12 protein-coding genes are annotated in these 12,637 nt (G+C 37.3%); 7 read left to right on the top strand and 5 right to left on the bottom strand.

What is annotated here, in order from left to right; translation table 11 throughout:
• The first annotated feature begins 10 nt into the window (after positions 1 to 10).
• The 3 genes from Q360_RS0104490 to Q360_RS26485 all read left to right on the top strand — a co-directional run bounded on the left by Q360_RS0104490 (position 11) and on the right by Q360_RS26485 (position 1,300).
• Positions 11 to 709: an RluA family pseudouridine synthase gene (locus tag Q360_RS0104490; RefSeq protein ID WP_027076031.1), complete on the top strand. Its 699-nt coding sequence runs from the start codon at positions 11 to 13 to the stop codon at positions 707 to 709.
• 288 nt (positions 710 to 997) lie between these two features.
• The gene (locus Q360_RS26935; RefSeq protein WP_262493200.1) at positions 998 to 1,129 is read left to right on the top strand and encodes a hypothetical protein; all 132 of its coding nucleotides are present in this window, start codon (positions 998 to 1,000) and stop codon (positions 1,127 to 1,129) included.
• Between the two features lie 12 nt (positions 1,130 to 1,141).
• Positions 1,142 to 1,300, top strand: coding sequence for a hypothetical protein (locus Q360_RS26485; RefSeq protein WP_245603187.1), 159 nt, complete (start codon positions 1,142 to 1,144; stop codon positions 1,298 to 1,300).
• Here the strand turns inward: Q360_RS26485 and Q360_RS0104475 are convergent.
• Both Q360_RS0104475 and Q360_RS0104470 read right to left on the bottom strand, forming a co-directional pair.
• Positions 1,281 to 2,138: a DMT family transporter gene (locus tag Q360_RS0104475; RefSeq protein WP_027076030.1), complete on the bottom strand. Its 858-nt coding sequence runs from the start codon at positions 2,136 to 2,138 to the stop codon at positions 1,281 to 1,283. The two genes, Q360_RS26485 and Q360_RS0104475, sit on opposite strands and share 20 nt — an antisense overlap.
• A 14-nt stretch (positions 2,139 to 2,152) precedes the next feature.
• On the bottom strand, positions 2,153 to 3,697 hold the full coding sequence (locus Q360_RS0104470; RefSeq protein WP_027076029.1) for a hypothetical protein: 1,545 nt from the start codon (positions 3,695 to 3,697) through the stop codon (positions 2,153 to 2,155).
• Between the two features lie 146 nt (positions 3,698 to 3,843).
• Between Q360_RS0104470 and Q360_RS22265 the strand changes: the two genes are divergently transcribed.
• Together Q360_RS22265 and leuB are read left to right on the top strand one after the other, a co-directional pair.
• On the top strand, positions 3,844 to 5,016 hold the full coding sequence (locus Q360_RS22265) for a 2-isopropylmalate synthase (RefSeq protein ID WP_084273355.1): 1,173 nt from the start codon (positions 3,844 to 3,846) through the stop codon (positions 5,014 to 5,016).
• 2 nt (positions 5,017 to 5,018) lie between these two features.
• Positions 5,019 to 6,137: a 3-isopropylmalate dehydrogenase gene (gene leuB, locus Q360_RS0104460; RefSeq protein ID WP_027076028.1), complete on the top strand. Its 1,119-nt coding sequence runs from the start codon at positions 5,019 to 5,021 to the stop codon at positions 6,135 to 6,137.
• Positions 6,138 to 6,143: 6 nt separating this feature from the next.
• On the opposite strand, the gene Q360_RS0104455 is transcribed toward leuB, so the two are convergent.
• Positions 6,144 to 7,370: a peroxiredoxin family protein gene (locus tag Q360_RS0104455; protein ID WP_027076027.1), complete on the bottom strand. Its 1,227-nt coding sequence runs from the start codon at positions 7,368 to 7,370 to the stop codon at positions 6,144 to 6,146.
• 127 nt (positions 7,371 to 7,497) lie between these two features.
• Here Q360_RS0104455 and pheT point away from each other — a divergent pair, with 127 nt between their 5' ends.
• A complete protein-coding gene (pheT, locus tag Q360_RS0104450) occupies positions 7,498 to 9,927 on the top strand; it encodes a phenylalanine--tRNA ligase subunit beta (RefSeq protein ID WP_027076026.1) in 2,430 nt (809 codons plus the stop codon).
• Positions 9,928 to 9,950: 23 nt separating this feature from the next.
• Here the strand turns inward: pheT and Q360_RS0104445 are convergent, their stop codons facing one another.
• Positions 9,951 to 10,526, bottom strand: a complete 576-nt coding sequence (locus tag Q360_RS0104445; protein ID WP_027076025.1) for a fasciclin domain-containing protein — start codon at positions 10,524 to 10,526, stop codon at positions 9,951 to 9,953.
• A gap of 209 nt (positions 10,527 to 10,735) precedes the next feature.
• Between Q360_RS0104445 and Q360_RS0104440 the strand changes: the two genes are divergently transcribed.
• Positions 10,736 to 11,458, top strand: coding sequence for a hypothetical protein (locus Q360_RS0104440; RefSeq protein ID WP_027076024.1), 723 nt, complete (start codon positions 10,736 to 10,738; stop codon positions 11,456 to 11,458).
• Positions 11,459 to 11,488: 30 nt separating this feature from the next.
• On the opposite strand, the gene Q360_RS0104435 is transcribed toward Q360_RS0104440, so the two are convergent.
• On the bottom strand, positions 11,489 to 12,610 hold the full coding sequence (locus Q360_RS0104435) for a hypothetical protein (protein ID WP_027076023.1): 1,122 nt from the start codon (positions 12,608 to 12,610) through the stop codon (positions 11,489 to 11,491).
• Positions 12,611 to 12,637: the final 27 nt, after the last annotated feature.

Below are 12,637 nucleotides of genomic sequence, written 5' to 3'. Positions count from 1 at the left end.
AAATAATAACTTGTCCAAAAAACAACATTCTAGCAGTAAAAATCTTCAAGTACTTTTTGAAGATAATCACGTCATTATAGTTAATAAACGGCCAGGAGATATCGTACAGGGCGATAAGACTGGGGATATGCCTTTGAGTGAGGTTGTTAAGGAGTTTATAAAGGAAAAATACAACAAGCCCGGTAATGTGTATTTGGGCGTTGTACACCGGCTGGATAGGCCTACTTCTGGCATCGTACTTTTTGCTAAGACTTCAAAAGCCTTGCCAAGACTCAATAAATTATTTGCAGAGAAAGAAGCTAAAAAAACATACTGGGCTATTGTAAAAAATATACCAGAAAAAACATCGGATACGCTTGTGCATTGGCTCAAACGAAATACCAAACAAAACAAGTCCTATGCCAACAAAAAGGAAGTGCCTGAAAGTAAAAAAGCGATTCTAGAATATCGACTAGTAAAAAAACTAGATCGTTATGCCCTGTTGGAAATCGATTTAAAAACGGGCCGGCACCATCAGATAAGATCTCAACTATCAAGTATCGGAAGTCCTATAAAGGGGGATTTAAAATATGGTTTTGATAGAAGTAATCCGGACGGTAGCATTCACCTTCATGCTCGTAAGCTACAATTTGTACATCCCGTAAATAAAGAGACCGTAACCGTAGTCGCTCCACCACCTAAGGACCCGATTTGGGGTGCATGTAGCTGATTTTAATATATTTTAAGGCTAAACAAACCCGGATAAAATCACTTATGTTGTCTTTTTTGGTACTCATACTGCTTTCCAACTGTGGCAGTAATAATTTTATAGATACTTTTTTAAAATGCCATTAAAAACGATAATCAGGCAACGGCTATTCCTGTGCCTAAATTTATGCTAGGAATGTTAGGTCATATTTCAGCAGAAATGAATGCATTTATAGGAAACACCAAAGATTTGTGAGGCATGTAGTTTCCTAGCGTAATACAATCCAGAACTCAATTTTTAAATCAGCAAATGAATGGTATTACAGGAGATTTATATAATAAAGTGTTCCGCATAAAGGACAATTTAAATCGTAATGTAGGTTCCATACGTGAAAAGCAAATGGCTGTTAAGGAGCTACTTATCTATACTAATAATGATTAAAACGGGTATTTTTTGTACTTAAACGAAAATTTTGACCCAGAAAAAGTAAGGCTGTTGGCCAGAGAGGATGGCATTAAAACATTAGGGGACTGCATTATAAATCAATATACGGGAAGGGGAACACCAAATACTAGTCTGGAATATGGACCTTTTATTTTTGTGAAGACCTAAAACTTTCAATGACCACAGATCCTAAAATCAACATTCCACCGAATACGGTAGTTAATTCTGGAATTTCATTCAAGAAAATAGCTCCGATAAGTATCCCGTAAACGGGTTGTATACTACTGAGAATACTCACGGTAGTAATACTGAAATGCCTAAATGTCATTAAAAACAAGGTATGCCCAATAGCCGTGGTAATTACTGCCAAAGCTACAAGGCCCTGCCATTGCCCTATAACATTATTAAAATTAATATATAAAAATGCAGGCAGTAATATAACACCAATAATTCCTGTTTGATATACCATTAAGGCAGAGCCATGGTATTCGGTTACCCTAGCCTTCAAAATCAGGTTCCTTAGCGCATAACACAGTGCCGAGAAAACACCTATCGCTATCGCAAGGGTGTTAGAATCTTCAAAATTGAATTCCGGACTTAAAAAATAGATACCGGCTAAAACCATAGCGCCTAAGAGTAAATGTATTTTCTGGAACGGTGTTTTTAAAAGCAGGGGTTCTAAAAAGGCAGTAAGTACTGGGTATGTAAACAAAGAGAGCATCCCAATAGCCACGCTGGACCACTGTAACGCATAAAAGTAGGTAATCCAATGCAAGCCCATTAGGATACTACTGCCTAGGACAACGACCCTGTGCGCCGGCTTAATTCGTAAGGATATTCCTTTCCATTTACAAAAAAAAAGTAACGCCAAAAAGGCTAAAATCGCACGTGAGGCAATTGTAACAGGAACAGGAAGGTCTACATATCTTCCTAAGGCCCCAGAAGTGCCCACAAAAACCATGGCAAGGTTAATTTCCAATAAATGCGAGAGGTGAGAACGTTTCATTTTAAAGTCACGCCTTATCGCGTATGTAACAAGGCCTTTTCACGTATAATTTGGGAAACGGGTTTGTTCTCCAAATGGCTTTCTAGCCAAGAAATAATATCCAAATATAGGAACGAACGTTTTTCATAAGGATGGTCTTCATACTTTTTAAGTTCTGTATGTAGTTTTTGGAATTCTCTCCTAAGCTCATTCGGATAAATACCCCCAAGGCTTCTCAAGAACTTTATCATTTCTTTTTGCACTTCGTGCATGTCGTTCATTTTCAACAAGAATTTGTAAGTACTTTTTAGCTGAATTTCCAAATGGTAATCCATACCAGCTTCGTAGTGCGCAACAAGGCTCAGCACTCTTGCGAAGCACATAAGATCTTCCCGCATTTTAAGGTTTTTGTTCTCAATGATCTTTTTTAGGTAGACAATACAGGTTTTATTGTCGCCTATGCCAAAATACAGACAGGCTATTTTATAATACAATACCATCACATGATGTGCATCTATCCGGTCTTTGTGTTTGTTGATACCGTACTCTACAATTTTCACCAGGTACAAGCCCTTTTCAAAGGTACCATCCAAGAAATGAAGGTTAAGCTTATTTGCGTTCAAGTACAAAAATGCAAGCGATGTGATATTGTCGTTTTTTGGAAAATTAGAGTCCTTCAATATCACCTCCAACTCTTCAAGCGTAACTTTAAATTGAGAGCTATATTTAACATAAAATAAAGATTCTAATAAATAATGATTTCCTTTAAGATAAAAAACGGGATTCAGATAAATCATTTCCTTGTTCTCATTGAAAAGGTCTACCCATTTACTGGAATATTTATAGCAAGAAAGAAAATCCTGAATTAAAAAACTGTACCATAAATAAGCCTTATACAACCAAAGTTTTTCTCTAAAACCTAGGGTATCCAAGTCATATTTAGGTAGGTGTTTTGTAAAGTATTCTTTTACTCCTTTTAAGTCATCATCACTTCGTACATACCCTACTTTTAGCATCATTCCGTATAACTGCAAGGAAAGATTGGAAAGTTTGCTCGTCATCACATTTTGGCCAGATAATTCTTTGGCCTGTAATGCCAATTCATCGGCTCTATCTGGAATACTTCGGGTGATGTACTGTGTCTCAATTATCTTTTCAAGCTCTACTATTTCATAAGCGATATTCTTCTCTTCATTTTCAATAGCGACTGATTTTGCCTTATCCAAAATTTTAAGGCTTTGTTTGTACAATCCCTTTTGATAAAGGATAGTAGCAAAATCTAGTTGCTCCCGCATCTGAACACGAATATTCTGATTCACTGGATTTAAACGCAGACTGACTAAAATTTGACGGTATAAATGTGCCTTTAAATTTGAAAGCTGGGCTTTTTTAACGCTAACGCTACTTAAAATAACCTTTTCGTCGTATCGCTTTATTTTATCCAATAAGTTGAATAGGGCCAGGAATTTAGCATCGGTATTTACCCCAAGCCGGCCTACGTAAAGTTTAAATTGCCGCTTTTCGGATTTTGATAAAGCCTTAACTAATATGAACAGTGCGTCTTTATGGGCATTTGTCATCGTAAAAAAAACAGTTTAAGTAATTGAAAATGAGTTTGTTGGTTACCCAAAAAAGTGTCTTAACGTTGTAAAATCCACAACAAAATTTATATCTTTTGTGTATATGGCCATATATTCGTTTGACTGGTTAAAACTACGTAAATATAATGAGCAAAGATATAGTACAAATTTTTGATACGACACTTAGGGACGGAGAACAAGTACCTGGCTGTAAACTGGACATGGAGCAAAAATTAGTTATTGCAGCACGTTTAGATGAGCTTGGTGTAAACATAATCGAAGCAGGATTTCCTATTTCTAGCCCAGGAGATTTTAAATCTGTAGAAGCCATAGGTAAGCTGGTTAAGAATGCAACGGTATGCGGACTCACCAGAGCGGTAAAAAAGGATATTGAAGTAGCGGCGGAAGCACTTAAATATGCAGTTAAACCAAGGATACATACCGGTATAGGTACCTCGGATTCCCATATTAAATTTAAATTTAACTCAAACCGTGATGCCATTATTGAAAGAGCAATAGACGCCGTTAGTTATGCCAAAACCTTTGTAGAGGATGTTGAATTTTATGCAGAAGATGCCGGAAGAACGGATAATGAGTTTTTAGCACGGGTTTGCGAAGCTGCTATAAAAGCAGGGGCAACGGTATTGAATATTCCAGATACTACCGGTTATTGCCTTCCAGAGGAATATGGCGCTAAAATAAAATATTTAAAGGAAAACGTCAAGGGAATAGAAAAGGCTATTCTCTCTTGTCACTGCCATAACGATTTGGGCCTTGCTACGGCCAACTCTATCGCAGGTGTGATTAATGGAGCACGTCAAATAGAATGTACTATCAATGGTATTGGAGAGCGCGCTGGAAATACCTCTTTGGAAGAAGTTGTGATGATACTGAGACAGCATCCAAGCCTTAACTTAGACACCACTATTAACAGCAAATTGCTTTACGATACTAGTTTAATGGTTTCCAATAAAATGGGCATGTTAGTGCAACCGAACAAAGCTATCGTAGGGGCTAATGCCTTTGCGCATAGTTCCGGAATTCACCAAGACGGTGTTATAAAAAATAGGGAAACCTATGAAATAATGGACCCTGCCGATGTAGGCGTAACAGAATCTTCTATCGTACTTACTGCGAGAAGCGGAAGAGCTGCTTTAGCCTATCGTGCAAAAAATGTAGGTTACGAATTGACTAAAATTCAATTGGATTTGGTGTATGACGAGTTTTTGAAGTTTGCTGATAGGAAAAAGGAGATTTTAGATGGCGACATTCATGAAATTGTAGAAGCAAGTAATTTGAACCTTCAAAGCGTTAGTTAATTATGAAGTTGAATATAGCTGTTTTAGCAGGTGACGGTATAGGCCCTGAAGTAATGGCAGAATCCATTAAGTGCCTAAGGTCTGTTGAGGAAACTTTTGGACATAGCTTTACCTTTAGGAAGGCATTGGTAGGCGCAACGGCAATTGATAAAACAGGAAATCCCTTACCAGAAAAGACACTACAGATTTGTAAGGACTCAGATGCTGTTCTCTTTGGAGCAATTGGCTCACCGGAATATGATGTCAATCCCACGTCAAAAGTATGGCCAGAACAAGGTCTTTTTAGACTTAGAAAGGAACTAGGGCTTTTTGCAAATATTAGACCTGTAAAAGTTTTTCCAGCCTTGGTGAAACAATCACCACTGGCAAAAAAAGTTATACAGCATACTGATTTGGTAATTTATAGGGAATTGTCTAGCGGTATTTATTACGGTGATAAAAGTACAAATGAGGCCAACACCTCTGCAACGGATACCTGTACCTACACCGAAAGCGAAATTAGCAGGATAGCCCATTTGGCGTTTAAAGCTGCTAAGGGAAGGCGAAAAAAAATTGCATTAGTAGATAAGGCCAATGTACTAGAAACGTCTAGGTTATGGAGAAGAACGGTTTATACGATTGCCAAAAGTTATCCGGAGGTAACTTTGGAATGCCTCTTCATTGATAATGCAGCCGTGCAGATGATACTGAATCCTAGTCAGTTCGACGTGATTTTGACGGATATTATGTTTGGGGATATTCTTTCTGACCAGGGAAGCGTAATTGCAGGTTCTATAGGTCTTTTGCCTTCTGCTTCTGTTGGTGCGGATTATGCTATGTTTGAACCTGTTCACGGCTCTTACCCCTATGCAAAAGACAAAAACATTGCCAATCCAATAGCATCTATACTAAGTACGGCTATGCTTTTACAACATTTTAAACTGGGTGAGGAATCAGACGCTGTTGTGGCTGCTGTTCTTAAATCATTCTCCAAAAAAATTGTTACCCCAGACATTATGGGGAGTAGCAAGTACGGAACCAATTATGTAGGTGATTTTATTGCCGATAATATCATGGAGTTAGATGGTAGTTTTAAAATGAACGACGAAAATATTGGACTAGGTAAATCTACCATTATATAGCCCTTGTTATTCTTGTAATAACTTTGCTACATAGTCGCTAAACTCTGCTTTAAACGATATGTAGGTATCTCCAGTCGCCGGCCCGTTGAAACCAGTATGAATTCTTCGTACCTCTCCGGTTTTATCGATGAAAATGGTTGTCGGATAAGACATCACGTGATTGAGCATGGGTAGTTTTTGTTGTGCCTGTTCTTTATCTGAAGTGCCATATTGCGCCAATAAAACCGGGTAATTTATTCCTACCCTATCCGCTAAGCGCTCTATGCCATTAATGGCGGCTTCTTTCGTTTTAGCATATTCAAAGGCTAGGCCTACTACTTGAAGGTTATTTTGTTTATTTTCTTCAATATGCGCTACCAAAAACCGTGTCTCGTCCAAGCAATTAGGACACCAGGTACCCATCAGTTGTACAATGACCACTTTATTCTCAAATTTTTTATCAGATAGGGATACCATGTTCCCTTTTATATCGGGAAAGGAGAAGTCGAATTTATCATACCCTTCTTTGATAAAAGTAAGTGAATCTGGACTGGGGAGCTCAAAAGTTTCGTTCCTTACCGCTGTAAAAGGTTCTTTAAAATGGTTGCCTGAATAAAACATTCCTGTAAGCGAGGAGTCCGTAACTTTAGCAAGAAATAAAAATACATGTGCACCGTCAAATGCGGATAGTTTTAAAGAATCTTTGTCAACCACACCTTCAAGAAATCTGTAATCCCCCGTAGGCGTTCTAAACGTTCCGATTACATTTCCTTCTTTTTGGGTAAATATACCTTTACCCATATATCGATCTTCTGTTTTAGGACTGAATTCGGTTTCCCATATACCTGAAATATTCAATTCGGGCGATGCAGTATCCCTAAACCGCACCGGAGTATCGAAAACAGCTTTAAACGCAATATTTCTATCCATAGTTTCAATGATAAACCTTCCGGTAATACTATTTGGAGTAAACGTGCCGACTATACGACCATTAAAACCAGGGGCTTTAATGATAATGGAATCGTTAAAGGTTGTAATTTCATCCACAGTAATAATCTCTTGCGCATTAAATATGTCCAGTATGTATTCACCTTCGGGTGCTGTGTAGAGCTTAAAATTGAAGGGCAATTGTTGATCATCCAAAGTGGTAAGTTCCGCTAACCATATGCCCTCATTGAGTTGTATTTCTGGTTTGGATTGCTTACAAGCCAACAACAAAAATAAAAAACTACAACAAAAAATAGAATACTTCATATGTGTACTAAGTTTAAACGAATTAACGACATAAATAGAGGACTAAAAAATTTAAGGGCAAATCAACAAGTTCTATATTGAATGTGTTCTGACATTGTTTTATCTTTACGCGTTATAAAACTAACAAATGAAAATTTCTTACAACTGGCTAAAGCAGTTTATACATATTGATTGGGATTCCCAAAATACTGGTGAACTTTTAACAGATTTAGGTCTAGAAGTTGAAGGAATCACACCATTTGAATCCGTTAAGGGTGGTTTAAAAGGTATTGTGGTTGGCCACGTGCTTACCTGTGAAAAGCATCCTAACGCAGATAAGTTAAAATTAACAACGGTTGATATTGGTGGAGAAATTCCCCTACAAATAGTTTGTGGCGCCCCTAATGTTGCTAAGGGTCAAAAAGTACCTGTGGCTACCATAGGGACAAAATTATATACTGCTGAAGGGGAAGAATGGATTATTAAAAAAGGCAAGATAAGAGGAGAAGAAAGTCATGGAATGATTTGTGCGGAAGATGAATTAGGGCTTGGTGAAAGTCACGAGGGCATCATGGTTTTAGAAGAAAGTCTTGAAGCTGGAACACCTTGTGCAGCATTGTTCGAAGTAGAAAACGATGAAGTTTTTGAAATTGGACTTACACCCAACAGATCGGATGCCATGAGCCATTTTGGGGTAGCAAGAGACTTAAAGGCAGGTCTACTACAGCGGGAGATTACGAAAGAGCTAATTACACCGCCTACAAGTCATTTTCATGTAGACAGTCGTTCATTACGTATCGATGTTGATATTGAGGATAACCAATTGGCACCCAGATACTGCGGGGTAACCCTAAGTAATTTGATAGTGCAGCCTTCGCCAGACTGGTTAAAGAATAGGTTAAGAGCTATCGGTATTATGCCAAAGAACAATTTAGTAGATGCGACCAACTATGTGCTTCATGATTTGGGACAGCCCCTACACGCGTTTGATGCAGCAAAGATTAAAGGGGCAAAGATTATTGTCAAGACCCTGCCAAAAGGAACTAAGTTTACCACCTTGGACGGTTTAGAGCTTGAGCTACACGAAGAAGATTTAATGATTTGTGATGCAGAGAAACCCATGTGTATTGCCGGGGTATTTGGTGGTTTAAATTCCGGAGTAACGGAGTATACGACCTCTATTTTTTTAGAGAGTGCTTATTTTAACCCTGTTTCGATTAGAAAATCTGCAAAGAGACATGGATTGAATACGGATGCCTCCTTCCGATTTGAAAGAGGTATCGATATAGAAAATGTAGAATACGCTTTAAAACGGGCTGCGTTATTAATAAGGGAAATCGCCGGAGGGGATATTACCTCGGACATTGTTGACCTTTATCCCAATAAGAAAGAGAATTCTGAAGTGTTCTTAGCTTTTGAAAAAATCAATAAACTTATAGGGCAAGAAATTCCTACGGATACCATAAAATCTATTTTGGCCTCGTTGGATATTAAGGTAAAGAATGTAACAGAATCTGGAATGGGCCTTTCCGTCCCACCCTACAGGGTTGATGTTCAAAGGCAAGTAGATGTCATTGAAGAAATTCTTAGGGTATATGGCTATAATAACGTAGCGTTTAGTGAAAAACTCAACGCTTCTGTGGCAAGTGCAAGTGCATTTGAGGACTATAAAGTGCAGCATGCCATCGGAAATTTACTTGCAGCTAAGGGCTGTTATGAGATTTTGACAAACAGTTTAACCACTCCTGAGTACAATACCTTGTTGGAAGATAATTCATCTACTAAAAAAGAAGTAACACTGGTTAACCCGCTAAGTGGAGATTTATCCATATTAAGAAAAAATTCTATTTTTTCGGCGTTGGAAGTTGCAGCGTATAACATCAATAGAAAAAGGCAAAACCTAAAGCTTTTTGAATTTGGTAAAACATATTATACGTTAAGTGACAATCGAATAGAGGAAAAATACCTGAGCATACTTTTAAGCGGAGCCAAACAGGAGCCCAGTTGGACAGGGATTACCCAAACTACCGGCTTTTTTCAGATGAAATCTATTGTAGAAACCGTCTTGTCTAAGTTGGGCATAAAGGATAGTGCTAGTCAACCGGATACCTCAGGTTTATTTGCAGAAGGACTGTCATTGACGAAGGGGCCAATGACCTTAGTATCTTTTGGGGTGGTCAAAAAAGCAATTTTAAAGAGGTTTGATATCAAACAGGAAATTTTGTTTGCTAGTTTTAATTGGGATGTCATTTTAAAAGTAATGAATAAGAAGGAAGTTGTATTCAGCGAAATCTCTAAATATCCAGAGGTGAAGCGGGATTTTGCTTTGTTGCTAGACCAGTCGGTAACATTTAAACAGGTTTATGATATTGCCTATAAAAACGAGCGAAAACTGTTAAAGAATATTAGTTTATTTGATGTGTACAAGGGAGAAAAGCTGCCAGAAGGGAAAAAATCCTATGCAGTTAGTTTTACCATACAAGATCAAAATAAGACATTAACAGACAAACAAATTGAAAAGATAATGTCTAAACTACAAAGAAGCTACGAAACCGAATTGAATGCAGAATTAAGATAAGTATAGTTTATAAGTTGTGGTGGTTATAACGCAGCAATAGGCAAGAAAACACTGTCTACTTCGTGTATAACCCCATTGCTCTGGTTGGCATCTGCCAATACTATTTTCGCTTTGTTGCCATGCTTATCCCTAAGTATGATATCAATGCCGTTCATTGTTGCAGTAATTTTTTCTCCTAGTATGGTCGTAAAACTTGCCTTTCCACCTCCTCTGCACATCGATTTTAAAATAGTAGAGGCCGAAAGTTTGGCTGCTACGATGTGGCATGAGAGAATAGCTTTTAATTCCTTTTTATTCTTAGGGTCCATTAACCTTTTGGTGGTTAGTTTTGAAAGCTTTTCAAAAGCCATGTCTGAAGGGGCAAAAACTGTAAATTGTCCCTTGTATCCGAGTACTTTGTCCAAATCAGTAGCACGCAAGGCCGACATTAAAGTGCTATGTCTATCGGATGTCTCCGCATTGGTAAGTATGGATTTTTCTGGATCCATTACGTAATTAGAAACTATAGGTAATATTATAGGTGTAGAAGGTTCTTGAGCTTTTAGAACTAGTGCAAACAATAGTATGCAAAGAGAAATAGGGGAGGTCCATTTTTTCATATAGGTAATTATGTTCGGGGCGAATTGTTCTAAAATCCGGTGAAAGGGTCAATTACATGGACAATGTACAATTTAAGAGGTATCCAACATAATAAAAAATAAAGGACATAAGTATATTAACAAAATATTAACATTTCGAAACATTAAACAAAATTCCATTGACATCATTTATTAGGTAACTTTGATACCATTGCTAAAAAAAAGAAAATATGTTCCTACAAAAAACTAATATTCAAGAGAAACTAGCTCGGGTAAAAGCTAAAAATCCCATCGGCGAAGAACAGGTGCTCAATGAGGTATTCGCCATTCTCAATACTTTAGATGAGCAACATCTACGAATCAAAAAAAGCATAGCCAATGGTGGCGGTGCGTTAACCAATAGTTTTGATTTCGATTTATTGGAAAGTTCAAAGATTTTTCACGTGACCGACATAAAAAAGATATGTATAGATTATCGTCTACGGTTTTTGGATTCGCGTTATTTTAAAGGTGAGATACCAGTTGAGGGCATTTCTAAAATAAAATCTCTAGAAAAAGAACATAAAATAGAATTGAAAGGGTTTAAGATAATTGCACCTTCAAAACTTTTTAAACTAGAAGATAAAGACGACCCTTTATTATTCGCTCCTATTGGTAACGGTTATTTTTATTTGATACACCAATGGGGAAATGATTTACATCCCTTGAGAAAAGCCTTGATGTGGCCTTTTAAAAATATTATAAACTTAGCTGTTTTAGTGTTTGCAATCAGTTTTTTGGTCACCCTCATGGTGCCTGAAGGTTTATTTTCTAAGTCAAATTCGTCTGTTGAGTTTTGGATTCTTTATTTTTTTATGTTTAAATCTATCGCTGCCGTTGTCATTTTCTACGGTTTTGCTTTAGGTAAAAACTTCAATCCAGCAATTTGGAACAGTAAGTATTTTAATGCGTAAGGTATAGTACCAACGTTTTCTTTTCCTTAATCAGTTCTGAAATATATGAGCCGGAATATCCTCTAAATCTAAATTATCAACAAAAGTTAAATTAGGTGCAGGGGTAATTCTTATAATACCGCCGCCAGAAGTTGTATTTTTTTTGTATCCTATCAAAATCAAGTCATTAACGTCGTCATAGTTTAAGGTTGTTGTGGTTTCTATATCAAACTCAACCTTAAACTGTGCCTCGTTTAAGAAATTTTCAAAATAATACAGCACGGTACTATTTGAATTAAAATCGTGCGTTGCTGTAATGCCATCTGTTTCAGAATCTAACGCAGTATTTCTTATATAATACATTCTCCCAGATTCGTCAAAAATAATATGTTGCGCATTGTAAAAGTGCGGCTCGGAACCTGAATTATATCTGGTATATGAAGGGTTTAAAGAGTTGCTGTCCAAAGTTGTATGTGCATTGGGATAGCTTATAATAATATCTCCGTTGGTCTTAGTGAAGATAGTTCCAACATCTAAACCCAAATCTATTTCATGGATTTTTGTGTTTATCTCAATATCTATTATCTTAAGCGCATAGGCACTTGTTTGGCTCTCATCCCTCGTTAGAACGAACAATCGGCTATTCGATACTGCCAACTGCGTTGGCTTTTGATTTAATTCGAAATCGGTAAAATTCTTGGTGTTTATATTAATACTTCTTACAAAAAATGCTTGATTCTTTCCGCTACGATCTAGGTAGTAGGAAAGAAAAACCATGTCATCCTGCTGGGTAACAGCAGTTACAGTTAGTGTACAGGAAGATAAATCCAAAAAAACAGGTAATTCAAATTCCAAACCATCCTCAAAATCATAAAATAATACGGTTCCTCCACAGGTATCAGTTTTATGATAAAATGTAATCTTAGAACTAGCTCTAAATTCAAGTGATGCTGTTGTACCGCCTGGAAATATATTGGGACTATTAGTTACGGAAAGTCCATCCGAATCTGATACTATATTTTGTGCGTAAAAACCGGAGCCGCCGCTTACTAGTACTTGGTAATTAGTGAGTGATAATTCTCGCCCTCCCTCTTGAAGAGAAGTGTTGGAAGTACTGCAGCCGAGAATCGTGGCGCCAAACAGTACGCTGGCAAAAAGCGTCCAGATTTTCATGATGTAAGTATTTGGTTAGATGTGTAT

The sequence above is a fragment of the Maribacter antarcticus DSM 21422 genome, assembly GCF_000621125.1.
GTDB classification, from domain to species: Bacteria; Bacteroidota; Bacteroidia; order Flavobacteriales; family Flavobacteriaceae; genus Maribacter; species Maribacter antarcticus.
The sequence above is the reverse complement of the archived record's forward strand: the minus strand, read 5'-3'. Positions and strand labels throughout refer to the sequence as shown.

Excerpts from the sequence above, each read along its gene's own strand:
- Q360_RS0104435 (WP_027076023.1), bottom strand. The coding sequence starts at position 12,610 with ATGAAAATCTGGACGCTTTTTGCCAGCGTACTGTTTGGCGCCACGATT.
- pheT (WP_027076026.1), top strand. The coding sequence starts at position 7,498 with ATGAAAATTTCTTACAACTGGCTAAAGCAGTTTATACATATTGATTGG.
- Q360_RS0104475 (WP_027076030.1), bottom strand. The coding sequence starts at position 2,138 with ATGAAACGTTCTCACCTCTCGCATTTATTGGAAATTAACCTTGCCATG.
- Q360_RS26935 (WP_262493200.1), top strand. The coding sequence starts at position 998 with ATGAATGGTATTACAGGAGATTTATATAATAAAGTGTTCCGCATAAAG.
- Q360_RS0104470 (WP_027076029.1), bottom strand. The coding sequence starts at position 3,697 with ATGACAAATGCCCATAAAGACGCACTGTTCATATTAGTTAAGGCTTTA.
- Q360_RS22265 (WP_084273355.1), top strand. The coding sequence starts at position 3,844 with ATGAGCAAAGATATAGTACAAATTTTTGATACGACACTTAGGGACGGA.
- Q360_RS0104445 (WP_027076025.1), bottom strand. The coding sequence starts at position 10,526 with ATGAAAAAATGGACCTCCCCTATTTCTCTTTGCATACTATTGTTTGCA.
- Q360_RS0104440 (WP_027076024.1), top strand. The coding sequence starts at position 10,736 with ATGTTCCTACAAAAAACTAATATTCAAGAGAAACTAGCTCGGGTAAAA.
- Q360_RS0104455 (WP_027076027.1), bottom strand. The coding sequence starts at position 7,370 with ATGAAGTATTCTATTTTTTGTTGTAGTTTTTTATTTTTGTTGTTGGCT.
- leuB (WP_027076028.1), top strand. The coding sequence starts at position 5,019 with ATGAAGTTGAATATAGCTGTTTTAGCAGGTGACGGTATAGGCCCTGAA.